The sequence below is a fragment of the uncultured Thiothrix sp. genome (assembly GCF_937876535.1).
Taxonomy (GTDB): domain Bacteria; phylum Pseudomonadota; class Gammaproteobacteria; order Thiotrichales; family Thiotrichaceae; genus Thiolinea.
The window spans coordinates 136,885-161,284 of record NZ_CALFHZ010000006.1 but is presented as its reverse complement, the minus strand read 5'-3'; the positions used below and the strand labels follow the sequence as shown (position 1 = coordinate 161,284).

The window sequence follows — 24,400 nt, the reverse complement described above, 5'->3', positions numbered from 1 at the left end:
GATTAATTCCTCAGCGGTTTGCCCGTTTCTAGCATGGTTTCCATGCGGGCTAATGTATTATTATTGCGCACCAAGTGCATAAAGGCATTGCGTTCTAACTGCAGCAATTGATCTTCGCTGACCTTATCCACCATATCAGTGGAGCCACCACTTAACACATAAGCAAGCTCATTGGAAACCACTTCATCATGTGGTGTGGCTTTACCCATCGCACGGAAATCACTCACGGCCATTCTCATCGCAGTGCATGCTGTAGCCCCAGGCAGATTCAACTCAATCGGCTCAGGTACTTGATAACCTTCCACCATCGCTAAGGCTTTAGCTTTTGCATCGGCTAATAAACGATCGCGGTTCATGGTAATTGCATCGGAAGGACGTAAGAATAAGTAGTCTTGGGCTTCCTGTGCAGATTTAGAAACGGTCGCTGTACTAATCATTTCAAATACTTTGACAACTGGCGGCAGCAAACCACCTGGGCGTTTTTTATTTGTAACCCAACGTTGCAGCATTTCTTTACAACCGCCCCAACCCGGAATAACGCCCACTCCCACCTCAACTAAGCCCATATAGGTTTCAGCATGGGCTTGTAGTGCTGAACAATGCAATAAGACCTCACAGCCACCCCCTAAAGCCATGCCTGCAGGCGCGCCCACAATCGGGAAAGGTGCATACTTCATAGCTTTATACGTATCTTGACCACCTTTCACCATGGACTCGATTTGATCCCAAGAAGCAATATTCGCTGCAAATAACAGCAAACCTAAATTAGCACCTACCGAGAAATTGCTGCCTTCGTTATAAATCACTAAAGCCTTATAATCTTTGGAAACAATGCCAATTGCTTGCTGAATCATTGCGAGGATTTGAGGATCCATCGCATTCATTTTACTGGTGAACTCTAAGCAAATGACGCCATCACCAATATCCCAGAGACTGGCAGAAGCGTTTTTCGCTACAGGCTTGCTTGTGCGCTTAATATCTTCGAGTAATAAGACACCCGCGGGACGTTGGATAGCCTGGTATTGCCCTGTAGTAGCTAAATACTGCAATTTACCGTCTTGAACCCGATAGAAACTACCCACCTCAGCGGCTAATTTAAGCAAAGGCGGAACGGCAGAACCTTCAGCCGCTAGGCGCTCGGCAAAAGCTTTTGCCCCTAACTGGTCAATTAACTCAAATGGGCCGTATTTCCAGTTGTAACCTAAACGCATTGCGGTATCGACGGAGTGAATATCGTCCGCAATTTCAGGCACTAAAGAGGCTGCATAGCTCAGAACTTGTGCTAGCACTTTCCAAGCGTACTCGCCACCTTTGTCTTTATAGCTAACTAAATCAGCTAATTTGCGTGTATTGGCAACACTTTCCAAACGCCCTTCGCGAGATTTGCCATATTCGCCGCTTTGTAGATTAATCGACTCTTTAATCTTCTCGCTACCCGCCCGGTTAAGGCGATAGAACCCACCCTTCCCTTTACGCCCTGTGTAGCCCTCTTGGATCATTTTACTAATTACAGGCGGAATAATCGCTTTAGCATGAAAAGCATCTTCAGCAGGTAAAGTACGCTTCAGGCTCTCCATTAAATGCGGCATTAAATCAATGCCAACTAAATCAGATAAGCCAAACACACCCGTCTTAGGAATACCCATCGGCTTGCCAACCACAGCATCCGCTTCTTCGACGGTTAGCCCTAAATTCATCGCTTCTAAAATCGCGGTTTGAATCCAATAGATACCAATCCGATTAGCAATAAAGCCGGGGCTATCCTTACAACCGACAACACCTTTACCTAATTTAAGGTCACAGAACTGACTAACTTGCTGAACCACTTCAGCCTTCGTTTGTGCACCAGAAGCCACTTCGAGTAAGCGCATATAACGTGGCGGATTAAAGAAGTGCGTAATCATGAACTGCTCAGCAAAACTCGCTGGCAAGCCGGCGACTAAATCATGTAGTGGAATCGTCGAGGTATTCGAAGACACCACCGCATCTGCACGGCGCACCGCATCAATCTTCTTGTACAGATTTTGCTTGAGATCTAAGCGCTCAATAATCGCCTCAATAATCCAATCACAATCAGCGAGCAGATTCATGTGATCTTCAATATTGCCTGTCGTGACCAAGCGCGCATTACGTTTGTGCATGAAAGCAGCGGGATCAGCCTTTAATAATTTTTCAACCGCGGTTTCCGCCACTACATTTCGATTCGTAGCACCTTGAGGGACAATATCGAGTAAGACAACCGGTACACCGGCATTGGCAATGTGAGCGGCAATCCCAGCCCCCATCACACCCGCACCGATGACAGCAACTTTGCGGATTTCCATTACACAGCCTCCAAGATAGTTGCGATGCCTTGACCACCACCAATACATTGAGAAGCTAAGGCAAACTGTTTACCTTCACGTTTTAATAAGGCTGCAGCCTTGCCGGTAATACGCGCACCGGTCGCGCCCAAAGGATGCCCCAAGGCAATTGCACCACCATCTAAGTTAATCTTAGCTAAGTCTAAATTTAGATCACGAATACAGGCTAAGGACTGAGCTGAGAAAGCTTCATTCAGCTCAATGATGTCTAAATCGTTAGCGCTTAAACCCGCACGTTCTAAAGCTTTTTGGCTAGAAAGCACTGGGCCAATCCCCATAATTTCGGGAGCACAACCTGAAATCGCGATGCTTTTAATTCGAGCTAAAATTGGTAAACCATGCGCCTTAGCAAATTCCTCACTACAGACTAAAGTGGCTGAAGCCCCATCGGTTAAAGGTGAAGAAGTGCCCGCTGTCACCGTACCCTTTTCATCGAAAGCGAGCTTTAAGCCAGCCAAAGTTTCAAGGGTGGTTTCAGGGCGAATACAACCATCTTTGGAAACCGCACCAACTGGAATGATTTCCTCGGTTAATTTACCCGCTTGCTGTGCTGCTGCTGCTTTTTGATGACTTGCCACCGCAAAGGCTTCTTGATCAACACGCGAAATTCCATATTTCTTGGCTAAATTCTCAGCCGTGATTCCCATGCTCACATAGGCATTGGGTGTTTCTTCATAAAGCTTAGGATTAGGGGAAGGATTAAAGCCAGCCATCGGCACACGCGTCATAGACTCTACACCCGCACAAATAAAGGCATGACCCGCATTCATTTGAATTGCACCAGCGGCTTGATGAATGCCTTGCATAGAGGAGCCGCAGAAACGATTAACGGTCACACCGCCAACAGAAATAGGCAAGCCTGCCAGAAATACCACTAAACGCGCTACGTTTAAGCCTTGCTCCCCTTCAGGGAAAGCGCAACCCATGATTAAATCTTCGATTTCTTTGCCATCAATGCCAGTTTTGGCAACTAAGCCTTTAACTGCCGTAGCAGCTAATTCGTCAGGACGAACTCTAGCCAGCTCGCCTTTATTCGCTAAAGTAAACGGGGTGCGTGCATAACCTGCAATCACAACTTGTTTCATCTCTGCTCTCCATCCATTACTCGTGAATTAATGAGGAGCCACGGGCTTATTCTGCAGCTAACTGTGTGCTTCATCCTCTAGGCGGCTTAGGCACTCTGATTCAATTTTCATTAATTCGGCGAGTGTCATCGCTAGATCTAGCTGTTGCTGTTTTAATACACTGACTTTTTCCTGAACATTCTTTAGCAAAAATTGCAACTGCCCTGTTTGCTCAGGATCAAGCTCAGTATTATATAAACCAATGAACTCCCTGATCTCCTCCAAGGAGAAACCTAAACGTTTACCGCGCAAAATCAACTTCAAACGTGCGTGATCCTTATAACTATAGACTCGATTAGCCCCCACCCGCTGCGGCTCTAATAGCCCTTTATCTTCATAAAAGCGGATGGTGCGAGCACTAATTTCATACTCGTGTGCTAATTCAGAAATTGTCCAAAGTCTTTGCTGCATAAACACCTCTTGACCAATACTAGAATAAGTTAACGTATACGTCAACAAGGATTAAATTTAAGCAATAACTGTAAAATGTTGCGTTCATCAGGAAAGTAGGTCTTTTACAACAGTGTCATTTATGCTACATAGTGTTACGCAGGGTGACAGAGCTTAAAGGCAAGTTTTTAACGAATAATAGAGCTAGCCGAAAAGCCTTGAGGTGATAGAAAGATTGAGGTTTTTCGTAAGTTAGGTTACCAAATCGAAAAAACTATTTGGATAACAATTGTGTCTCGATAGTGTTGGCTTTATAATACAGTTCGCTGCGTTTATGCAACGGTGGAATGGGAAATTACTATGAAATTGAAAAATTTGACAATCGCCATCGCAATGGCAAGTTTAGCTGCGACATCTTTCGCTGCTCAAGCTGAAGATGGTACTTCTTTCTATGGCTCTGTACGTATTGGTATTAATAACACTGATAATGGTGTTACTTCTACTACACAATTCCAAAACTGGTATTCACGTATGGGCTTTAAAGCTGAAACTGAAGTCGCTGACGGCTTAAAAGGTTTCGGCCACTATGAATTCAGTGTTGATACTGACTCTGCTGACAATTCAAACGGTGCATTAGGCACTCGTAAAGCTTATGTTGGCCTGAAAGGCGGTTTCGGTCGCGTACGTATCGGTCAAGACTATCACACCTTCTATAATACTGTTATCGCTCCAATGGATATCGCTTGGGACGCTGGTGGTATGGGTTCATCTTTCTTAGGTACTTACACTGGCCGTACTGGCGAAGCCCTAACTTATGACACCACTGTGGGTCAAGTTGGCTTAGGCGCTACCATGTATCAAGGTGATGATACTTATAACGACGGTTATGAAATTGGTGCTAGCTTCGATGCAGGCCCTGTGAAAGTTGGCGTTGGTTATAAAGATGCAGATTTCAGCGGTGCTGCTGCTGATACTAGCAAAGCTTATGGTGTTGCTTTAGGTGGTAAAGTAGGTCCTGCAGAATACGGCTTTGCTTATACTGATCGTGACAACACTGGTAACTCTATCGACTTACACTTAGGCTATGCTGGTGCTTACTTAGCTTATGGCCAAGCTGATTTAGACGCTGGTAACAAACCAACTAGTATCGCTCTTGGTTATACTCTGCCAATCGGCAAGAAAACTTCTGCATGGTTCGAAGCTCAACAAACTGATGACGATTTGGGCACCAAAACTAGCGAAGTTACTAAGTTGAAAGCTGCTCTGAAATACGATTTCTAAGTTAGAATTAGTATTTAAGATTATAAAAAAGGATGCTCTAAGCATCCTTTTTTTATGTCTGCTAGATATGGGTTAATTATCTAAGCCACGTTTTAGATCACGTTGAATATCAGCAACCGCTTCCAAGCCTACTGACACCCGAATTAAACCATCGTCAATCCCAACAACTGCACGCTGTTCAGCAGTTAAGCGGCTATGTGTCGTGGTAGCAGGATGAGTAATCGTGCTACGTGTATCACCTAAATTAGCGGTGATTGAAAGCATCCGTGTATTGTCAATAACACGCCAAGCTGCCTCCTGACCGCCTTTGACTACAAAAGAGACTACTCCACCAAAATCACTCTGTTGTTTTTTTGCCAATTCATGCTGAGGATGACTTGGTAAACCTGGATAATAGACACGTTCAATGTCAGGCTGATCACTCAACCATTGCGCTAAAATTAAAGCTTGCTGGCAATGTGCTTGCATTCTAATTTTTAAAGTTTCTAAACCCTTTAAAAAAATCCACGCATTAAAGGGGCTCATAGCTACCCCACCCGAACGCAAGACCCCAAACACGTCTTTGCCTACACGCTCAGCATCACCTACAACAGCGCCACCTAAAGCACGTCCTTGCCCATCTAAGTATTTGGTAGCCGAATGCACAATAATATCAGCACCCAACTCTAACGGGCGCTGTAAGGCAGGTGTGCAAAAACAATTGTCAATCACTAATAGACTATTATTACGATGTGCTAAATCTGCTAACGCACCAATATCAACAATTTCAGTCAAAGGATTAGATGGGGTTTCTGCAAAAAGTAAACGTGTATTACCCTGCAAAGCTTGCTCCCAAGCACTCAAATCTGTGAGCGAGACGAAGCTGACTTGAACTCCAAATTTTTGAATATAATTTTGCAATAGAACCGTAGTCGTTCCAAATACTGAATTCGAGCAAATTAAATGATCACCCGCTTTCAAAAAAGCCAACATCACTGCGAGAACGGCAGACATACCTGAAGAAGTAGCAACACAACTCTCTCCGCCTTCTAAAGCGGCTAAGCGCTCCTGAAAATAACGTACGGTTGGATTGGTCATCCGTGAATAAATATTGCCCGGCTCAGTACCACCAAACCTTGAAGCCGCCTCAGCTGCACTTGCAAAGACAAAACTTGAAGTAGGAAAAATTGCCTCTGCATGTTCGCCTTCAAGAGTACGCTGATGACCTGCACGTACTGCTAAGGTCTCAAACTCCCAATCATCAATTTCATACATTTTTTCAATCCCTAAATAAAAAAGCCGGGATGAGTTCCCGGCTTATAATTTGAACCCATCAATCTCGTTAGGATTGACTCATTCGCTGTTGATTAGCAATACGGATTAGCGCAGATAAATCCATAGTTTGATTACCCCATAAACTAACTACACAGGTAAATTGCCAATTAGCTAACACAGTTAAATCTCAAATTATTTACGTTCTGCGATGAAGACCAGAGTATCTTCGTGGACTCGATCATATAAATCAACTACATCTTGATTACGCATACGAATACAACCGTGTGATGCAGGAGCGCCTAAACGTCCTTCTTCATCTGTACCATGAATATAAATAAAGCGCTGATAAGAATCGACTGCGCCACCTTTATTCTTGCCAGGCTCAAGGCCATCCAACCACATAACCCGTGTAGTCACATTATCTTCACCACTACGTGCACCAGGAGCTGTCAAAATTTTAGCAATACGCCCAGTATTACGGCGTGCTTGAAACACTGTACCTATAGGTGCGCCATCACCAATTTTCTGAGCTAAGCGATGAGCACCTAAAGGTGTTTGATTACTGCCTTTCCGGCTGCCCAACCCTGCCTCAGCAGTAGAAATCACCCACCGATTAGTTACCTGACCGTTTTCAATCAACAAGAGCTTTTGATTACTAGCATCAATCAGGATGACTTGTTGGGTAGAGTAATTTGGAAAACGATTTTGCAGATCCTGTAATAAGCCAGCGATATTTCCATCTTCAGCTGGAGTTTGTTCAAAAGCTGGAGCTGGCTGATTATAAACTTGATTATCTGCACTCACCTTGATACTAAATAGGCTAATCGCTATCGCGCAAGTCAATGGCAGCATCGCGCAGCGAAGTTTGTTGTTTTTGTTGGTCATTACGTTGTGCCTCTAATTCGACAAAATAATCAGCAGTTTCACCGGTCACATACTCACCAGTAAACACGGAGCAATCAAAATTCCGCAAGCGCGGATTCCCTTTCTGAATAGATGCCACTAAGTCACCCAGTGGCAAATAGAATAAACGATCTACCCCAATCGCTTTAGCGACCTCTTCTTCAGTCCGTTCATGGGCAATCAGCTCGCGCGCTGCCGGCATGTCAATCCCATAGATATTCGGGTAGCGAATAGGTGGCGAAGCTGAAGCAAAATAGACTTTCTTGGCTCCAGAATCACGCGCCATTTGCACGATTTCTTCTGAAGTTGTACCACGTACAATGGAGTCATCAACTAAGAGTACATTTTTATCTTTAAATTCTACATGAAGCGGATTTAATTTTTGCCTAACCGATTTTTTCCGCAACTTCTGTCCTGGCATAATGAAAGTACGGCCAATATAGCGATTCTTCATCAAACCTTCACGATAAGGCACACCCAAGGTATAAGCCATTTCTAAAGCAGAAGTCCGGCTGGTATCAGGGATCGGCATAATCACATCAATATCATGATCAGGCCAAACGCGTTGAATATACTCTGCTAATTTATGCCCCATACGCATACGAGTTTTGTGTACGAATACATTATCAATGATGGAATCAGGCCGTGCGAAATACACATACTCAAAAATACACGTATTGTATTGTGGATTGTCACTGCATTGTTGAGTAAATACTTTGCCGTCATGGGTGATAAAAATTGCTTCGCCCGGCTCAATATCGCGCACTAAGCGATAGCCTTGCGCATCTAAGGCCACACTTTCAGAGGCCAACATATATTCATTACCTTGCGCGCTTTCCCGAATACCGTAAACAAGCGGACGAATCCCGTTCGGATCGCGAAATCCAACTAAACCATCACGAGTGAGCATTGCCACTACAGCATAAGCCCCTTTACACCGACGATGCACTCCAGCAACTGCTGAAAAAATATCCTCGGGGCGGACATGATAAGCATCTTGCTTCAATAACTCTTGAGCGAATACATTTAACAGGATTTCGGAATCAGAATTAGTATTAATCTGCCGACGATCTTGCATATACAGATCTTTGCGCAACTCAACTGCATTAGTGAGATTGCCGTTATGCGCTAGTGAAATCCCATACGGGCTATTCACATAAAAAGGCTGTGCTTCTGCAGAAGAAGAAGAGCCAGCCGTTGGATAACGTACATGCCCAATGCCCATCTTACCTATAAGGCTGCGCATATGCTGCTCAAGGAAAACTTCCTTCACTAGGCCATTATCACGTCTGAGATACAACTTACGACCATCACTAGTGACAATCCCTGCTGCATCTTGACCTCGGTGTTGTAAGACGGTTAAGCCATCATAGAGCGCTTGATTCACTGGCTCTTGACTAACAATCCCAATAATTCCACACATACGCAGTTGACCCAACTACAGAAACAAAACGGCATTTTACCCTTCTGGCTAAGAAAAGCCATGCACAGCGCTATTCTGCTATTAAATCAAGTTTATTCGTTTGAATTATTGAGCAGGCTCGGTAGGTGCAGGCTGTTGTGCAGGTAAATGATTAGCAGCACCTTTTTCTAAGAAGTTAGACACATCGGCAGGAATATAGTTTTTTAATTTTACAGCAGCTAACTCAAAAGAAGGCAATAAACGCGAATCCCTCCACCAAGCATTAGCAGGTAGACTGGTTAAGCCTAATAAGACAACTGACAGAGTGACTAATAAAGCCCCACGAAAAGCGCCAAACAAACCACCAAAAAAGCGATCTACTCCACCTAAACCAATCGCAGAAATGGCTGCATTAAATAGATAATTAATGATAGCACCTGCCACCAAAACCCCGAAAAAGATAATGGCAAACGCAATACCTAAACGTACTACCTCACTTTGCACAGCAAAAGGTAGTTGGGCAGCTAAGGGGCGAACATAGAGGAAAGCAAAAGCAGCGGCAGCTATCCAAGTAGCTAGCGACACCGCTTCACGGACAAAGCCACGTATCAAACCAATCAACGCAGATAACACAATTAAAACAATAATGCCTAAATCTACAAGATCAGCAGAAGGTTGCATACGTGGCTTAGCCTTTACAAATTAGTTCTTGGTCACAAAACTATTTTGCACATATTGATTTTGTGCATAACGAGCCTTCATTCTAGCTTGAACGGCTGCTGCATCACCTTTACCCGGATAAGTACCAACACGCACCCGATAAACTGTTTTACCATCCACTTTCGCACTAGCCACGAACACTGGATAGCCCTCACCACTCATAGTCGACTTAATACCATCTGCCTTCGCTTTATCTGAAGTCGCTAAAACTTGGATCACGTAACCACTAGCTGAAGAACTAGCAGCAGTGATTGTAGGTACTGGCTTTTCAACAGGACGAGCAGCAGTTGTAGTTGCACGCTCCACGGTAGCAGGACGGGTAGCACTAGCCGTATTGGTATTACGTGGTTGTGCTACTGGAGCTGGAACAGGACGCTCATTGACTAAGCGTGGATTTTCAGGCTTCAATTCACCTGAAGAAACAGCTGGACGATCTTTGTTACTAGCATTGCCTGCTGAATTATTGCTACCAGCAGCTAATTTATTAGCGCCTGCACTAGAACCGGAAGCTGCTACTTTAGCAGTTTCATTACCACCAGCCGTTTTAGCAGCCTCACCACTAGCAGCTTTACCATTATTACCAGCCGCTACCGTTGCATTCGCCCCCATGCTACCGACGCCTGGTTGTTTTTGGCCATTTTCCACAACCTCACGAACTTCGCCTTTTTTCGGATCACGCACTTGGAAACCGGTGGTATCGCTTTGCATTTGGCTTGTGACACCTTGAACCGCTTGCTTACCCGCTTCAACTGCACCTGCTGCTGCCCCAGTCGCTGCAGCGACTACACCTGCTCCAGCTCCTTGCTCATTAGCTGCTGTTGTGCCAGCACCAGCACCTGCTGGAGTGTTCGTAGAGTTAGGATCAGCAATCGGCATACTAGCATTCGGATCTTGAGCACCTAATACACTTTGTGCTTGTTGCTGAGCAGCTGGATCAGTCGTAGCGGTAGTACCACCTGCAGAGGTAGGTGTGCCAGCACCTGCATTGGTCGAGCCGATCGCATATTCCTGATTAGCACCTGCTGGCTGTACAGCTGGATCAGTAGTAGCAGTGCTAGCTGCAGCTAAACTTTCGCCATTTTGTGCATTCTCTTCTTTAACCCCCGGGAAACCTAGAATGGGTGTCGACTCCTGAGTTTGCTCAGCGATCAGATCCTTCTGTTCAGCTGGCCGGTTTTTACCTTTTAGCAACCACGCTAATAATAATGCAGCAATTAATACTAATACGACTGCACCAATCATGCGTTTGGTTGTTGACTTGTTGTCCATTGTCCCGATACTCCTTAATTAATACACTCAAATGCGCCGAGGGTTTGCGCTCGCAGCACTTAAAAAATACCGTCTAACGCTTGGGATACTACCAGAAATGATCCGAAAATCACCACTCTATCTATAGACGCAGTCTGCAGAGTTACGGTTTTCCAAGCATGACGAATGTCAGAATAAACTTGAAAATTAGTTAAACTAGCAGAGACAAACGCTGATTCAAGGGCGGTAAGAGAAGTAGCTCTGGGAGAATCTAGCGGAAATAGATGCCATTCGTCTACTTTGTCTTGTAAAGGCCGAATAACACCATCGATATCCTTATCAGCTAATATAGAAAAGATCACATAAGTTTTCCCAGCAATTGGATTGTTTTCTAGCCAATTTGCTAAGTTTTCAGCCGCATGAGGGTTATGTGCGACATCAATCCAAATATCGGGTTGGCTTTGTAACTTTTGTAACCTACCGGCTAGCGTGGCATTGCGTAAGCCTTGTTGTAAAGCCAAAAAATCCACTTGTGGCAAGCGTTTAGCTAAACAATGCAAAGCCACGACTGCACAGGCTGCATTATTTAATTGCACTTGGCCTTGCAAACTAGGGCGTGGTAAATCCTGCCATCTTGCCTCACTAGCTGCCTCTGTCGGTTTGAGACGGACTGAAAAGCCTTCCGTTGTGAGGTTTTCTAAAGCAAAATTTTCACCTAACTGTATAAGTTGAGCACCCTTCTCGTCTGCTACTTCGCGAATACTGTGGGGTGGGTTCGGGTCACCACAAATTAAAGGTTTACCCGCTTTAGCAATTCCGGCTTTTTCGCGCCCAATCACTTCGCGGTTACGCCCTAGCCATTCAACATGATCAATCCCAATCGCAGTAATAATGGCCGCATCTGCATCCCACAGATTAGTAGCATCTAAGCGTCCACCTAAACCCACCTCTAGCACAGCGACATCGACTTTCGTTTCAGCGAAAATCCACAAAGCGGCTAAAGTACCAAATTCAAAATAGGTTAGGGAAATCTGCTCACGGGCTAACTCAATCGCCGTAAATGCTTTTACTAATAGTTCATCTTCAACCGGTAGACTATTTAAAGTGATGCGTTCGTTATAGCGCAGAATATGGGGCGAGGTATAAGAGCCGACTTGATAGCCAGCACTGTGGAGAATACTAGTTAAGAGGGCGACAGTTGAACCTTTCCCATTGGTGCCCGCCACGGTAATAATCGGAAAAGCTGGCTTAAGTAGCTGCATACGCGTTGCCACTTTAGCAATACGTTCTAAACCTAAGTCAATCGTGGATACATGCAGAGTCTCTTGCCAAGCAAGCCACTCCGCTAAACCCTGACCGAGTGGAGCTGAACTACTCACGCCGGTACAGGTTGGGGATTAGGATTAGGGCGATGCTGCAAAATAGCGAGCAAATCAGCGATAGTCTCGCGCAGCTTATTCCGATGCACAATTAGATCAATCGCCCCCTTCTGCAATAAAAACTCACTACGTTGGAAACCATCGGGCAAAGTTTCGCGGACTGTTTGCTCAATGACACGAGGCCCTGCAAATCCAACCAGAGCCTTTGGCTCAGCAATATGAATATCGCCTAACATCGCAAAACTGGCTGAGACACCGCCCATCGTCGGATCAGTTAAGACTGAAATGAAGGGCAAGCCTTTTTCACTTAACTTGGTTAAGACGGCACTGGTTTTTGCCATCTGCATTAAAGAGAACAGTGCTTCTTGCATTCGCGCCCCACCACTGGCTGAGAAGCATACAAAAGCTGTTTTTGCCTCTATCGCAGCTTGCGCACCACGTACAAAACGCTCACCTACAACTGACCCCATCGAGCCACCCATGTAACGAAAGTCAAAAGCTGCTACGACCACTGGAATGCCACACACACTGCCTTTCATCACGATCAGAGCGTCTTTTTCATCGGTTTCTTTTTGTGCGGCGACAATACGATCTTTGTACTTTTTAGTATCACGGAATTTGAGCATATCAGTAGGGCCAACCGAGGCACCGATTTCCTCACGTCCTTCTTTATCTAAGAAAATATCTAGACGCTTACGCCCATAAATGCGCATATGAAATTCACACTTCGGGCAAACTTCATTATTGCGCTCTAATTCGGCTTTATATAATACCGACTGGCATTCAGGACATTGACGCCAAAGCCCTTCTGGAATGGATTTTTTTTCTGCTGACCCAGACTCTGTACGAATCCGCGAGGGCAGCAATTTTTCAAACCAACTCATTATTTCATTTACCTTTTATTCAAGCATCTAAAGCGCTACGCATGGATGCTAGCAAGCCACTAATATTTTTTATAATCGCGGTATGATCATCAGGGGTTGCTTCCACTTGTTTAATCAAGGCACTACCAACTACTACTGCATCGGCAACTTGGCCAACTGCCTTCGCGGTCGCGGCATCTTTAATCCCAAACCCCACACCTAAAGGCAACTGCGTATATTCACGCATTTGTTTCAAACGCGCTGCAACCTCAGCAGTATCTAAAGTATTCGCACCCGTCACCCCTTTCAGCGAGACATAATAAATAAAACCACTAGCTGCCTCAGCAATTGCTTGCATTCGATGGGCTGGCGTCGTCGGTGCAACTAAGAAAATAGGGTCTAAACCATGCGTTTTAAAGAGCGGTAAGACTTCTTTACCCTCTTCGGGTGGCAAATCAACCGTTAAGACGCCATCAACACCCGCTGCTTGTGCAGCTTTAGCAAAAGCCTCATAACCCATCATTTCAATGGGATTTAAGTAACCCATTAGCACCACCGGCGTCGTTTGATTGGTTTGGCGAAACTCTTTCACCATAGCTAAAATATCAGTCAAACTAGTGTTATGTACTAAAGAGCGTTCATGCGCTAACTGAATCGTTGGGCCATCTGCCATTGGATCAGAAAAGGGCACACCCAATTCAATAATACTAGCGCCCGCCTCCACCATTTGATGCATGAGCGGTACAGTGATACTTGGATGTGGATCACCTGCTGTTACATAAGGAATTAAGGCTGTTTTACCCTGCGCTTGGAGCGCTTGAAAACAGGCTGCAATCCGGCTCATAGTGTAATCCCCTCTAAGCGTGCAATCGTATTAATATCCTTATCGCCACGACCGGATAAGCACATAATAATGCTTTGATCTTTAGGCATTTTGGGCGCTAGCTCCATTACATAAGCCATCGCATGGCTGCTTTCAAGCGCTGGGATAATGCCTTCCTTACGAGTCAAGGTATGGAAACCCTCCATCGCTTGAGCATCAGTCACTGCTACGTATTGAGCACGGCCTAAATCTTTTAACCATGAATGTTCAGGCCCTACCCCTGGATAATCCAAACCGGCTGAAATCGAATGGGTTTCAATAATTTGCCCATTATCGTCTTCCATCAAATAGGTACGATTTCCATGTAAAACACCGGATTTGCCAGCCGTTAGAGGTGCAGCATGCTTACCCGTAGAAATTCCCGAACCAGCAGCTTCCACCCCATAAATTGCAACAGACTCATCCGCTAAGAAAGGATGGAACAAGCCAATTGCATTCGAGCCACCACCGACACAAGCAACCAAGGCATCAGGCAAGCGACCATCTTGCTCTAAAATTTGCTGGCGGGCTTCACGCCCAATCACTGATTGGAAATCACGCACCATCGCTGGATAAGGATGCGGGCCTGCCACTGTGCCAATAATGTAGAAGGTATTGTCGACATTCGTGACCCAATCACGCATCGCTTCATTCAAAGCATCTTTGAGGGTTTTTGAGCCAGAATGAACGGGTACAACGGTGGCACCCAATAGCTTCATACGGAATACATTCGGTGCTTGACGTTTCACATCTTCGGCACCCATATACACGACACACTCTAAGCCTAAACGCGCTGCAATCGTGGCAGAAGCTACACCATGCTGACCTGCTCCTGTCTCGGCAATAATGCGCGTTTTGCCCATGTGCTTAGCAAGAATGGCTTGACCAATCGTATTATTGATTTTATGCGCGCCTGTATGATTGAGATCTTCACGCTTAAGGAAAATCTTCGCACCACCTAATTCACGGGTTAGGCGCTCGGCAAAATACAGGGGGCTGGGTCGGCCTACATAATGCTTTAAATCATAATCAAACTCAGCCTGAAATTTAGGATCATTCTTTAAAGAATTATAAGCTTGCTCTAATTGATAAATCGGCTCCATCAGCGTTTCTGCGATGAAACGCCCGCCGTAAGCGCCAAAATGCCCTGCTGCGTCCGGCATGGCGTTCCAGTTAAATTCGCTGAACTTCACGAGCTGCTCCTAGGAAATCGGCAGAAAAAAGAAAGGAGCTTAAGTTACCATAAGAGTAGCTAGCCTGCTATGTTGCAAGCTAGCTATCTGAATTGCTAACCAGAATTAAATACTGAAACTCAAAACCTAGCATTTTGAATAAAGGCTTGAACTTTAGCAGCATCTTTAATGCCCGGGCTAATCTCGACGCCACTACTCACATCAACCGCATAAACACGACTGACCTGAATCGCTTCAGCAACATTTTCGGGGCTTAAACCACCTGCTAAAATAATGGGTTTTGGGTAATCTTGTGGCACTTGCGTCCAATCAAAGGTTTCGCCCGTTCCACCTGCGGCACCTGGTGCATGGCTATCCACTAAAAAGCCTTGAGCATCTGGATATTGATCCGCATAAGCCTTAAAACCACCTGAAGCAGCGATACCCTTCATGCCAACTGCTTTTAAGTAAGGACGCTTAAACTGAGCACAATAGCTAGGGGATTCTGAGCCATGAAACTGCAACAAACTTAAAGGCATTGCAGCCAACACGGCTTGTACAAACTCTGCTTCTGCATCCAAAAACAACCCCACCGTAGCTACAAAAGGCGGAACAGCTCTATAAATTTCTGTCGCCTGCTCAATGTGCAGATTGCGTTTACTTTTTGGATAAAACACTAAGCCTAAGGCATCCGCCCCAGCCGCTGATACCATTAAGGCATCAGCAACTGAGGTAATTCCACAGACTTTCACTCGACAACGAGCTGTCACTAACCGCCTCCTAATAAAGCACTCTTCAAATTAGCTTGAACGGGTTTGGCACCTAACCAAATTCCGAAAAAAGCTTGTTTGAAATCAGCCCCAGCAATAGTCGCTGCATTCTTACCGTTTTTAATGATAATGGTATTTTGAGGTTTATAGACGAAATCGTAGACATCACCTTCTTTGATCGGCTGTTTGAAGACTTGAATCAAACTTTCAATCTTCGGTTGAAGTGCATTCAGATTAGCGCCAGCCGATTTTTGGAAACCCTCCCGTACCGCCTCTTCCATATTCTCGCTGGTAATCATACTGGAAGTAATTTCCATACGTAGCGCTAAAGGCTGCTTAGCCTCTAACAGAGCATTAGCATCTTTACTGGGTGTAGTGACATACAAACCGGCTGTATATAAATTGAAAACTAATTTACTACGTACCCCTTTGCCATTCAAGGTTAACGCTTGCCCTGCAAAATTTTGTTTGGCAGGGAAATTATCCGCGGCTTGGCTCGTGAGAGGTAATAAAAGCAACAGCATTAGCGCGGCGCTAAACAAACGATGCATCACTGTGTTCATAGGTTCTCCTCCTTATGGTAATCCAGCTTATCTATAACACGTTGGAGAACAATTTGACTAGCCTATCCCCCTAAAGGTTCAGCGCACTCAACCTTTAGGAAAAATCAGGCATAAACTGCATTAAATTAGGCAGGCAACCAACTACGAATCCGCCCTAACCAAGGATTGCTCTTTTGGCTAGTTTGATCTAGATCGGTGTTTAACACTGGTTGAGTTTCAGTGAATTGAGCTAATTCTTTTTCTAAAGCAAAACGTTCGTCTTGCATTAATTGGATTTGCTTCGCCAATGCAGTGCACTGGCTGGCACGCTCTTCAGTTTCTAACTCAGGATGAGCGCGTAATTCCTGCAGTTCTGTATTAAAGGTCTTTAAGGATTGACCCGCTTTTCTTAAATAAGCTACTAAGCGCATTTCATATAAATGCAAAGCATTATAAGACTGCTGTAACCCTAAATCTGTTTCAGGCTTTAAAGCTGCAAGTCGAAAGCGCAAATGGATTTTTTTCGCAACCACTTCGGTGAGCTGTAGCTTGCTATGTTGTATACCCGATTCGAAGGCCTCTAATTGAGCAGAGAGTGCATAGAAGCTACGTGCTTGAGCTAAACGCTCGCTACCTGCATGCATTTGGGCGCGCGCACCCGTTTGCAGATTTGTAAAAGCTTTGGAGACCTTAGGTAGAGGTAGATACCGAGTGATGGCGTTCATAGCATTTCTCCGAGTTATAATGTAGCTATGCTTTGTATATAGCCACAATAACATTCCTGCGCTTAAAAACTTCTGTGGTTCAGATAATTGATGCCATCATTATGACAAACGTATGGGGCATTTGTTCAGCGCCTAAATAGGGGATATAGCTTGGATTTGATATAAAAAAACCCCTTAAATAAGGGGTCTAATTTAGGACAACTTTAGAGAGCTATACGTCAATAACGGTGGTTGGGAGGTAATCAATAGCTATTGCATATAAGGTACAGTCTATTATCCAGACTCCTAGTTTAAAGCCGAGTACATAAATCACTGCCCTAATGTGATCTATGCACCCCTCGCTTAACTATCTTCCTGATTGAGAAAAATCGCCAAGCTAGCGCGTTTCAGCTACTATCAAGCGCCTTGCATTCTTACCTCCGCTGATTAGTTAGCATGAACATCGTCTTAGCGTTAAATTTTAAGAAATTAGTCGCCATCGGTTGGCTATTTGCTTTAGCCTATTCCAATCCACTTTGGGCTGCTGCACCCTTACAAATCTTCGTGAGTGTGGTGCCACAAAAGTATTTCGCCGAAAAAATTGGTGGTGATCAGGTCAAAGTTGAATCAATGGTACAACCAGGTTTTAGCCCTGAAACTTATGAACCAACCGCTCAGCAAATTAGTGCACTATCCAAAGCTCAGTTATATGTGCGGGTCGGTATGCCTTTCGAAGATGCGTGGATGAAACGCATTCAAGGAGTAAATCCTACGATTCTGTTGGTCGATGCGCGGGATGGCGTTAAATTGCGTAGCCTAGAAGCACATTCACATGCAGGACATGAGGGGCATGCCGAACCGCAAGGGTCTGCACCTGATCCACATTTATGGGTCAGCCCACGGATTGCGAAACAAATGGCGAAGCAACTTGCTGATACCTTTAGCAAATTACGTCCAGAACAAAGCGAGCAATTTAATAAAAACTATACGAATTTTGCTACTGAATTAGATCAGCTTGATCAAGAGTTGATAGAACTATTTAAAGATAAGCAAAACCTCAAATTTATGGTTTTCCATCCTGCTTGGGGTTATCTAGCGGATGCTTATGGCTTACAACAAATCCCGATTGAAGTGGAAGGTAAAGAACCGGGGGCAAAAGCTTTAGCTGCCTTGATTGATGAAGCCAAGCACGCCCAAGTAAAAACTATTTTTGTGCAACCACAATTTAGCCAGCGCGCTGCTGAGCAAGTAGCTAAAGCGATTGGCGGTCACGTCATTTCCATTGACAATTTAGCTGAAGACTATATTCCCAACTTACGTAAAGCCGCTCGCTTAATCGCTGGAGTTGAGCGTGAGTAAAGTGATTGAGCTACACAAGGTAAGTTTTTCTTATGGCCTTGTTCCAGTGCTACAAAATATTGACTTTAGTGTGGAGCAAGGTGAGTTTTTAGGCATTGTTGGCCCTAATGCAGGCGGCAAAAGCACGATGCTCAAACTTATTTTAGGCTTAATTAAACCACAAACGGGTACTGTGACGGTGCTCGGCAAAAAGCCTGCTCAACAGCGCACTCAAATTGGTTATGTGCCGCAATATCCGGGCTTTGCCCGTGACTTCCCGATTACTGTAGAACAAGCTGTGCTACTAGGACGTTTGGGTGCAGGTAGACAGCTAGGTCGCTATAACGCCGCCGATTATGCAGCAGTGCAGCAAGCTTTAGCTGAATTAGAAGCCCAAGATTTAGCTCAGCGCCCGATTAGTGCCTTATCCGGTGGCCAATTACAAAGAATTTTATTAGCCCGTGCTTTAGTTAGTGATCCGAAGATTCTCATTCTAGATGAGCCAACTGCGAATATTGATATGCGTATTGAAAGCGATATTTTCGATCATTTACGCGAATTAAATAAACGCTTAACTATTTTGGTAGTCTCGCATGATATAGCCTTCATTTCAGATTATGTGAGTCGAGTAGCTTGTTTAAATCGCACTTTAGTCTGCCATACCACCGATACTATTGATGGTCATTTGATCCAGCATTTATATGGCGAGCCGATTCGGCGCGTCGCCCATGTTCACTAATTTTAATTACCTCTACCGCCATGACTGAGTTTTTAAGCGCTTTAGTAAGCCAACCCTTTTTACAAATCTCCTTGCTCGCTGGCTTATTAGCTAGTTTAGGCTGCGGAGTGATTGGGACGTTTGTGGTGGTGAAGCGCATCACCTTTTTAGCAGGCGGGATTGCTCACTCCGTTTTAGCAGGTATGGGGGCAGCCGTTTATTTCGGCTTTGATCCACTATTAGGTGCTTTGATTGCAGCCATTGTTTCTGCCCTCTTGATTGGCTGGATTCGCCTCAATTGGAAAACCCAAGAAGATACCTTGATTGGTGCAATCTGGGCGATGGGAATGGCAGTGGGCTTGCTCTTTATTGCCCAAACTCCGGGTTATACCAGCAGTTTAACTAGCTATTTGTTTGGCAATATTTTATTAGTTCCCGAGCAAGATGTCTGGTTTATGGGGATTTTGGATTTAGTACTACTACTGATTGTTGGTCTATTTTACCGTCAGTTCTTAGCTGTGATTTTTGACGAAGAATTCGCACGTTTACGTGGCGTGCCTGTGAGTTTTTTCTATTTATTGCTACTCTGCTTGATCGCTGTCACTGTAGTTCTGTTGATTCATGTGGTGGGGCTAATTTTGGTCATTGCCTTACTTACCTTACCCGCTGCCATTGCTGGGCATTATGTACATTCACTCGGTTGGATGATGCTGATTGCGACTGTATTGGGTAGTAGTTTTACCATCGGCGGCTTAGCGATTTCTTATAGCCCTGATTTACCGGCTGGCCCAACTATTATTCTGCTGGCGGGTAGTGCTTATGTAATCTCTGCTATCTTCAGTCACTATCGCTTAAAGCGTAGAGCGCGCCAGAGTTTATCTGTGTCATCATAGAGACTTCGTTGTTTCATCTGGAGGAGGACTAGGTGAATAAGCCACTCAATACTTGGCTAGAGCGCTTTGGTAATTTCGCCGCATGAGAACCTATCGCCTGGTGAAGATTTAAGCGATCATCAAACTACGAATATTGCTTAGGCGACTTGGACTTCAACTAAACAATCATAAAAGGTAGCCGCTGCGCCTAAGTCGGTGAGTGCCTGGCTCGCCACTTCATTGCAATTTTTGCCATCACTCGACATTTTCTTCCACCAAATCGAATAGGCTAAGACCACACCTTGCTTGATCCGATCTGTAATGACAGCTTTCAACTGAAACGCCCCACGCTCATTAAACACTTTCAACATTTGCCCCTCTTGAATCTGGCGAGCGGTTGCATCAGCTGGATGAATTTCTAAACTCGGCTCAGGCAGTTGCTTGCGTAAGCTATCCACATTCACAAAGCTGCTATTTAAAAAATGTCGGGCAGGAGGTGAAATCAGCTGCAAAGGATAATGTGTTGCTAAGTCTGGATTACTCGCGACTGATTCATAAGGTGGCAAATAATTCGGTAAAGGATCTAAACCTTGTGAAGCTAGTTCCGAAGAAACAAACTCACAACGACCTGAGGGTGTCGGGAAATTGCCCGCTGCAAATGGCGCAGCGGCGACATTTAATTTCTGCCAACCTTGTTGTTGCAAAGTTTCCCAACGGATATTCGCTGTATGCGGATGCTGCCAGTTAAATGCAGCTTGTGCTATAGCCCGATCATCCTCTTGGAAACAGCTTTCAGTGAAACCCATTTTAGCCGCTAAAAGACGGAAAATTTCAGAGTTTGATTTGCACTCACCCAGTGGTTGAATCGCTTGTTGACTCAGTAAGATATAGCGATGCCCGTAAGACTTGTGAATGTCATTATGCTCTAACTGCGTAGTGGCTGGCAGCACAATATCTGCATAATCGACGGTATCAGTTTGGAAATGCTCTAAGACAACCGTAAATAAATCTTCACGCGCAAAACCCTGCGCAACTTTGCTACTTTCAGGAGCAATCGCCACCGGATTACTGTTATACACGAGTACGGCCTCTACCCCATCCTGCAACAGATGATCACCTATCGTACTCATATTCAATAAACGCGGTGTACCGCTTGGATATAAATCAGGACGCTCTAAACCTGCTTTATTGATCGGAAAAAAACCTGAACTAGACAGCAATAAGCCACCTGCTGCGTGTCGCCAAGCACCAATTAAGGACGGTAAACAGCTCACAGCACGAATCGCATTTGCACCACCACGTACTCGCTGTGCCCCATAGCCCAAACGGAAAGCAACCGGTTGTTGATCTTGTAAAGCAGTCTTCGCTATTAAAGCGGCTAAGGCTTCTATTTCGTGCGTGGTTATTCCGCAAATCTTTGCTACATACGCTGGCGTATAGTCGGCTGCCCGCGCCGCTAGCTCTGTAAAACCTAGGGTATAGTGTTCAATATAATCCTGATCCAACCACTGCTCACGAATCAAGATATGCATCAAGCCAAAAGCTAAAGCGGCATCTGTGCCCGGTAAAATAGCGATATGTTGCTGGCATTTTTGTGCAGTAAGCGAACGATGCGGGTCAATGGCAATAACGGTAGCACCTTGACGTTGGGCTGCTTGCACTTTGCGCCAAAGATGTACACCCGTGGTAATGGGGTTGCTGCCCCAAATCAAGATGAGCTTAGCTTGATCAAGCTGCTCTACATCCATACCTACGCCTGCACCATAAGTTGCACGCATTGCTGCTGCACCTGCTGAAGCACAAATGGTACGATCTAAGCGCGAAGCACCCAGCTTATTAAAGAAACGTGCCGCCATTCCTTCTGCTTGTACCAGCCCCATCGTGCCACCATAACTATAGGGCATAATCGCTTCTGGATTACGCGCAGCAATGGTTTTAAGACGAGCAGCAATCGTATCTAAAGCTTCATCCCAGCTAATACGTGCAAATTTGCCTTCACCTTTTCGGCCAATGCGTTTAAGCGGATAGAGTAAACGCTCAGAATGATAGGTACGCTCTAGATAGCGCGCTACTTTGGTGCAAAGTACGCCATCCGTCGTGGGATGCTGTGGATCACCTTCGATTTTAATCGCAAGCCCTGCCGCATTCACTGTGACTCGCATCGCGCAGGTATCAGGGCAATCGTGAGGACAAGCAACTGGAACAGTGAACATCATCAGCATCCTTTAAAACTAACTAGCAGCAACAAAAATTGTGCTGCCAACTAGCATAAGCTATTAAGGGGTGCGACGTAAGCCCAACAATTTTTGTTTCATCGCAGGCCACTCGGCTTGATCAACACCTAATAAACGCACATCAATGCTAGTCCCTGCATGTACATAGTGCAGAGTTAAATCATTTAAGCCACTATCAGTCGTATTCCATTGAGCTTTATCAGGATCATTCGGGACTGCTTCTAAGCTACCTGCTAAAAACTGCTCCATGCCTTCAAGCATTTTCGGATCTTGCATTACTAATTTATTTACGGTGATGGTAGCCGACTGTTCACCAGTGTATTGGCAGCTAAGCTGTGTTCCGCCTGCAAATGGAACTTCCACCGCATTAACAATACTCAGCTTTAAACCTAAGCCTTGATTAAGCTCCTCTACCGTATAGGGGCAGGTAGCTGGATCAACTGGAGGGCTATTAGTAGCCGCTGCATTCGCCGGAGCACCCTGACTAGCAAGCACTCGGGTTGATGCAGTTACCGGCGCTGGTAGAGTATTTACTGTTATGGGGGGTTGCTCAACTGGAGCTTTCGAGGTTGGGGTATCTTCAGAACCAGAGCAAGCTGCTAGTGCTAGACAACTAGCAGCGATTAAAGCGACACGGTAAAACATGGAGGCTCTCGTCACTTGTTAGAATAATAATTAAGTTAGTCTTAACTATCACAAGAGCCTCTATTCCTTTTATGAATTTCCGACGCAGCGTTTAGCCTCTCGGACAAGCCGCAAACTCACAATTTGGTCCAGTACGCCCTACTGAAGTGCGTCCATCCGGGCACAGACGTGCATCCATTGGGCATAGGGTCATACCACCTTGACCTTTCGGGGTAGGCAAAGGGCGTACACCACTCTCTGAAGAGGTAGGAGCCTGACAGGCTGTTAAGCCCAAACCTATAATTATAATTAATCCATTTAGACCTAGTTTCATGGGTACTCTCCTGAGCTAACTAATTTTCACTTATGCAGTTTTGTCATAAGCAGTGCAGAAATTTTTATAATTTGAATGACCAGTTTGCGGTATAAATTCAAATTATCCACTTAGAGAAAATATGAGCAATCTCGTCTTTTATTATCAACATGCCGGCTTATGTCCAGCGTTTAAGCTGCTCAAGCAAACTCTTGAGCATCAACAGCGACATAGCCTGACCACTGAATTCAATGAATTCCGGATTGATATTTACGCGCTTGCTGACTCACCCACCTCACGTCGAATTGCTTTCGACTTTGACTGTACTATTACCGCTGACCCTAAATTTTTTCAAACCTTAATTTCAGCCTATCAAGCCCAAGGTTGGGAACCCTTGGTATGCACTTTACGCGCAGATCATCAAGATGGCATTACAGAAATTAGGGAAACTCTTAAAGATGATAGTATTCCCATCTATACTACCGACGGTCAATTAAAACGCGCATGCTTATATGAGCAAGGCATTGATGTAGGTCTGTGGATAGATGATTATTTTCCGGGCATTGCGCATCCGGGGGCGTGGATCTTGCAAATCAATGGGATCGATTATTGATATAGATAGCTACTCATGAATGTCAGTCAACAAATCCTGCAATGTTTTCTAGAAGGCCAATATGAACGCATGCAGTGTCCCCAGTGTGAAAATACCTTCCTCACTAATGTCTACGCCATGCACTGTGATGGCAAAGATCTCTCTCTTAATTGCAAAAAATGTCATCGGGATTTCTTCGCCGAAACTCAAGCAGGCGAATGGAAGCATTATGTACTGCTCGAAAAATTTTCCTTAGGTCTTGAATATTTCTGCGATGCAATTCAGCAGCAGCAGCTTACTGAGATTCCATTTATTCGCCGCATTGGTCTACTTTCTGAAGACGATGAAGTTTTGCCTTTGGAACAGATTGAGATTTTTACCAAAAACGAACTTGATTATCGGATTATCTATGTGATGGAACGTTTGGAGCATCTCAACGCAGAAGACACTGCTTTCTTCACTGAGCATGTACATGAAATTGATTGGATGGAAGAAAAAGATCGTCTGGAAGTTTGGGGCTGGGTCAAAGAACGTTACGGGCAAGCTTTAGCTGATGATTTACGCCAACTCTGCCGCTATTACCGCGAGCATCAGGATTTTGTTAGCTGGGATTTACATGGCGATAATTTAATGCGTACCCGTCAAGGTAGGATTGTGGTAATGGATCCCTTCACCCCTAAATTCTAATTGCTTAGATCTTGCAATAAAAAAGGCGGGTTCATGCCCCGCCAA

Annotated in this window: 24 protein-coding genes; 6 read left to right on the top strand and 18 right to left on the bottom strand. The window is 44.9% G+C overall.

Features of this window, described 5'->3' with window-relative positions; translation table 11 throughout:
* Positions 1–2 precede the first annotated feature (2 nt).
* The 3 genes from Q0230_RS03110 to Q0230_RS03100 are packed head-to-tail and all read right to left on the bottom strand — an operon-like array spanning position 3 to position 3,898.
* Complete coding sequence (locus tag Q0230_RS03110; protein ID WP_298608059.1) at positions 3–2,324, bottom strand: 3-hydroxyacyl-CoA dehydrogenase/enoyl-CoA hydratase family protein; 2,322 nt, start codon at positions 2,322–2,324, stop codon at positions 3–5.
* On the bottom strand, positions 2,324–3,448 hold the full coding sequence (locus Q0230_RS03105) for a thiolase family protein (RefSeq protein ID WP_298608057.1): 1,125 nt from the start codon (positions 3,446–3,448) through the stop codon (positions 2,324–2,326). Before Q0230_RS03105 ends, Q0230_RS03110 begins: the two co-directional genes overlap by 1 nt.
* Positions 3,449–3,505: 57 nt before the next feature.
* Positions 3,506–3,898, bottom strand: coding sequence for a MerR family DNA-binding transcriptional regulator (locus Q0230_RS03100; RefSeq protein ID WP_298608055.1), 393 nt, complete (start codon positions 3,896–3,898; stop codon positions 3,506–3,508).
* Positions 3,899–4,237: 339 nt separating this feature from the next.
* Here Q0230_RS03100 and Q0230_RS03095 point away from each other — a divergent pair, with 339 nt between their 5' ends.
* Positions 4,238–5,158: a porin gene (locus Q0230_RS03095; RefSeq protein ID WP_298608053.1), complete on the top strand. Its 921-nt coding sequence runs from the start codon at positions 4,238–4,240 to the stop codon at positions 5,156–5,158.
* Between the two features lie 72 nt (positions 5,159–5,230).
* Here the strand turns inward: Q0230_RS03095 and Q0230_RS03090 are convergent, their stop codons facing one another.
* The 12 genes from Q0230_RS03090 to Q0230_RS03035 all read right to left on the bottom strand — a co-directional run bounded on the left by Q0230_RS03090 (position 5,231) and on the right by Q0230_RS03035 (position 16,998).
* Positions 5,231–6,412: an O-succinylhomoserine sulfhydrylase gene (locus Q0230_RS03090; RefSeq protein WP_298608051.1), complete on the bottom strand. Its 1,182-nt coding sequence runs from the start codon at positions 6,410–6,412 to the stop codon at positions 5,231–5,233.
* A 192-nt stretch (positions 6,413–6,604) separates the two neighbouring features.
* A complete protein-coding gene (locus tag Q0230_RS03085; RefSeq protein ID WP_298608049.1) occupies positions 6,605–7,297 on the bottom strand; it encodes a L,D-transpeptidase in 693 nt (230 codons plus the stop codon).
* Entirely contained in the window at positions 7,233–8,738 is a 1,506-nt protein-coding gene (gene purF / locus Q0230_RS03080; protein ID WP_298608047.1) for an amidophosphoribosyltransferase, read from the bottom strand. The genes Q0230_RS03085 and purF overlap by 65 nt, the downstream gene beginning before the upstream one ends.
* A gap of 105 nt (positions 8,739–8,843) precedes the next feature.
* Positions 8,844–9,398 (bottom strand): CvpA family protein, encoded by a 555-nt coding sequence (locus Q0230_RS03075; protein ID WP_298608045.1) that lies wholly within the window; start codon positions 9,396–9,398, stop codon positions 8,844–8,846.
* A gap of 21 nt (positions 9,399–9,419) precedes the next feature.
* Positions 9,420–10,706 carry an SPOR domain-containing protein gene (locus Q0230_RS03070; RefSeq protein ID WP_298608043.1) on the bottom strand — a complete coding sequence of 429 codons (1,287 nt, stop codon included), beginning with the start codon at positions 10,704–10,706 and terminating at the stop codon, positions 9,420–9,422.
* Positions 10,707–10,765: 59 nt separating this feature from the next.
* A complete protein-coding gene (gene folC, locus Q0230_RS03065; RefSeq protein WP_298608041.1) occupies positions 10,766–12,064 on the bottom strand; it encodes a bifunctional tetrahydrofolate synthase/dihydrofolate synthase in 1,299 nt (432 codons plus the stop codon).
* Positions 12,061–12,951: an acetyl-CoA carboxylase, carboxyltransferase subunit beta gene (accD, locus tag Q0230_RS03060; protein ID WP_298608218.1), complete on the bottom strand. Its 891-nt coding sequence runs from the start codon at positions 12,949–12,951 to the stop codon at positions 12,061–12,063. The genes folC and accD overlap by 4 nt, the downstream gene beginning before the upstream one ends.
* A 16-nt stretch (positions 12,952–12,967) precedes the next feature.
* Complete coding sequence (gene trpA, locus Q0230_RS03055) at positions 12,968–13,771, bottom strand: tryptophan synthase subunit alpha (RefSeq protein ID WP_298608039.1); 804 nt, start codon at positions 13,769–13,771, stop codon at positions 12,968–12,970.
* A complete protein-coding gene (gene trpB / locus Q0230_RS03050) occupies positions 13,768–14,952 on the bottom strand; it encodes a tryptophan synthase subunit beta (RefSeq protein ID WP_298608215.1) in 1,185 nt (394 codons plus the stop codon). Before trpB ends, trpA begins: the two co-directional genes overlap by 4 nt.
* Positions 14,953–15,101: 149 nt before the next feature.
* Positions 15,102–15,731 carry a phosphoribosylanthranilate isomerase gene (locus Q0230_RS03045; protein ID WP_298608037.1) on the bottom strand — a complete coding sequence of 210 codons (630 nt, stop codon included), beginning with the start codon at positions 15,729–15,731 and terminating at the stop codon, positions 15,102–15,104.
* Complete coding sequence (locus tag Q0230_RS03040; RefSeq protein ID WP_298608035.1) at positions 15,731–16,294, bottom strand: chalcone isomerase family protein; 564 nt, start codon at positions 16,292–16,294, stop codon at positions 15,731–15,733. The genes Q0230_RS03045 and Q0230_RS03040 overlap by 1 nt, the downstream gene beginning before the upstream one ends.
* Before the next feature lie 125 nt (positions 16,295–16,419).
* Complete coding sequence (locus Q0230_RS03035; RefSeq protein WP_298608033.1) at positions 16,420–16,998, bottom strand: hypothetical protein; 579 nt, start codon at positions 16,996–16,998, stop codon at positions 16,420–16,422.
* 435 nt (positions 16,999–17,433) lie between these two features.
* On the opposite strand from Q0230_RS03035, the gene Q0230_RS03030 reads away from it, so the two are divergent.
* The 3 genes from Q0230_RS03030 to Q0230_RS03020 are packed head-to-tail and all read left to right on the top strand — an operon-like array spanning position 17,434 to position 19,926.
* Positions 17,434–18,336, top strand: a complete 903-nt coding sequence (locus tag Q0230_RS03030; protein WP_298608031.1) for a zinc ABC transporter substrate-binding protein — start codon at positions 17,434–17,436, stop codon at positions 18,334–18,336.
* Positions 18,329–19,054, top strand: coding sequence for an ABC transporter ATP-binding protein (locus Q0230_RS03025; protein ID WP_298608030.1), 726 nt, complete (start codon positions 18,329–18,331; stop codon positions 19,052–19,054). Before Q0230_RS03030 ends, Q0230_RS03025 begins: the two co-directional genes overlap by 8 nt.
* Positions 19,055–19,074: 20 nt before the next feature.
* Positions 19,075–19,926 carry a metal ABC transporter permease gene (locus Q0230_RS03020; RefSeq protein ID WP_298608028.1) on the top strand — a complete coding sequence of 284 codons (852 nt, stop codon included), beginning with the start codon at positions 19,075–19,077 and terminating at the stop codon, positions 19,924–19,926.
* Between the two features lie 137 nt (positions 19,927–20,063).
* On the opposite strand, the gene Q0230_RS03015 is transcribed toward Q0230_RS03020, so the two are convergent.
* From Q0230_RS03015 to Q0230_RS03005, 3 genes are all read right to left on the bottom strand, one after another.
* Positions 20,064–22,121, bottom strand: a complete 2,058-nt coding sequence (locus tag Q0230_RS03015) for a molybdopterin oxidoreductase family protein (RefSeq protein WP_298608025.1) — start codon at positions 22,119–22,121, stop codon at positions 20,064–20,066.
* A gap of 60 nt (positions 22,122–22,181) precedes the next feature.
* Positions 22,182–22,784, bottom strand: coding sequence for a hypothetical protein (locus Q0230_RS03010; RefSeq protein ID WP_298608023.1), 603 nt, complete (start codon positions 22,782–22,784; stop codon positions 22,182–22,184).
* Positions 22,785–22,875: 91 nt separating this feature from the next.
* Positions 22,876–23,097, bottom strand: a complete 222-nt coding sequence (locus tag Q0230_RS03005) for a hypothetical protein (RefSeq protein ID WP_298608020.1) — start codon at positions 23,095–23,097, stop codon at positions 22,876–22,878.
* Positions 23,098–23,218: 121 nt separating this feature from the next.
* On the opposite strand from Q0230_RS03005, the gene Q0230_RS03000 reads away from it, so the two are divergent.
* The gene (locus Q0230_RS03000) at positions 23,219–23,689 is read left to right on the top strand and encodes a hypothetical protein (protein WP_298608018.1); all 471 of its coding nucleotides are present in this window, start codon (positions 23,219–23,221) and stop codon (positions 23,687–23,689) included.
* 15 nt (positions 23,690–23,704) lie between these two features.
* Positions 23,705–24,355 (top strand): hypothetical protein, encoded by a 651-nt coding sequence (locus tag Q0230_RS02995; RefSeq protein WP_298608016.1) that lies wholly within the window; start codon positions 23,705–23,707, stop codon positions 24,353–24,355.
* Positions 24,356–24,400 lie beyond the last annotated feature (45 nt).

Excerpts from the sequence above, each read along its gene's own strand:
- Q0230_RS03110 (WP_298608059.1), bottom strand. The coding sequence starts at position 2,324 with ATGGAAATCCGCAAAGTTGCTGTCATCGGTGCGGGTGTGATGGGGGCT.
- Q0230_RS03105 (WP_298608057.1), bottom strand. The coding sequence starts at position 3,448 with ATGAAACAAGTTGTGATTGCAGGTTATGCACGCACCCCGTTTACTTTA.
- Q0230_RS03100 (WP_298608055.1), bottom strand. The coding sequence starts at position 3,898 with ATGCAGCAAAGACTTTGGACAATTTCTGAATTAGCACACGAGTATGAA.
- Q0230_RS03095 (WP_298608053.1), top strand. The coding sequence starts at position 4,238 with ATGAAATTGAAAAATTTGACAATCGCCATCGCAATGGCAAGTTTAGCT.
- Q0230_RS03090 (WP_298608051.1), bottom strand. The coding sequence starts at position 6,412 with ATGTATGAAATTGATGATTGGGAGTTTGAGACCTTAGCAGTACGTGCA.
- Q0230_RS03085 (WP_298608049.1), bottom strand. The coding sequence starts at position 7,297 with ATGACCAACAAAAACAACAAACTTCGCTGCGCGATGCTGCCATTGACT.
- purF (WP_298608047.1), bottom strand. The coding sequence starts at position 8,738 with ATGTGTGGAATTATTGGGATTGTTAGTCAAGAGCCAGTGAATCAAGCG.
- Q0230_RS03075 (WP_298608045.1), bottom strand. The coding sequence starts at position 9,398 with ATGCAACCTTCTGCTGATCTTGTAGATTTAGGCATTATTGTTTTAATT.
- Q0230_RS03070 (WP_298608043.1), bottom strand. The coding sequence starts at position 10,706 with ATGGACAACAAGTCAACAACCAAACGCATGATTGGTGCAGTCGTATTA.
- trpA (WP_298608039.1), bottom strand. The coding sequence starts at position 13,771 with ATGAGCCGGATTGCAGCCTGTTTTCAAGCGCTCCAAGCGCAGGGTAAA.
- trpB (WP_298608215.1), bottom strand. The coding sequence starts at position 14,952 with ATGCCGGACGCAGCAGGGCATTTTGGCGCTTACGGCGGGCGTTTCATC.
- Q0230_RS03040 (WP_298608035.1), bottom strand. The coding sequence starts at position 16,294 with ATGAACACAGTGATGCATCGTTTGTTTAGCGCCGCGCTAATGCTGTTG.
- Q0230_RS03035 (WP_298608033.1), bottom strand. The coding sequence starts at position 16,998 with ATGAACGCCATCACTCGGTATCTACCTCTACCTAAGGTCTCCAAAGCT.
- Q0230_RS03030 (WP_298608031.1), top strand. The coding sequence starts at position 17,434 with ATGAACATCGTCTTAGCGTTAAATTTTAAGAAATTAGTCGCCATCGGT.
- Q0230_RS03020 (WP_298608028.1), top strand. The coding sequence starts at position 19,075 with ATGACTGAGTTTTTAAGCGCTTTAGTAAGCCAACCCTTTTTACAAATC.
- Q0230_RS03015 (WP_298608025.1), bottom strand. The coding sequence starts at position 22,121 with ATGATGTTCACTGTTCCAGTTGCTTGTCCTCACGATTGCCCTGATACC.
- Q0230_RS03010 (WP_298608023.1), bottom strand. The coding sequence starts at position 22,784 with ATGTTTTACCGTGTCGCTTTAATCGCTGCTAGTTGTCTAGCACTAGCA.
- Q0230_RS03005 (WP_298608020.1), bottom strand. The coding sequence starts at position 23,097 with ATGAAACTAGGTCTAAATGGATTAATTATAATTATAGGTTTGGGCTTA.
- Q0230_RS03000 (WP_298608018.1), top strand. The coding sequence starts at position 23,219 with ATGAGCAATCTCGTCTTTTATTATCAACATGCCGGCTTATGTCCAGCG.
- Q0230_RS02995 (WP_298608016.1), top strand. The coding sequence starts at position 23,705 with ATGAATGTCAGTCAACAAATCCTGCAATGTTTTCTAGAAGGCCAATAT.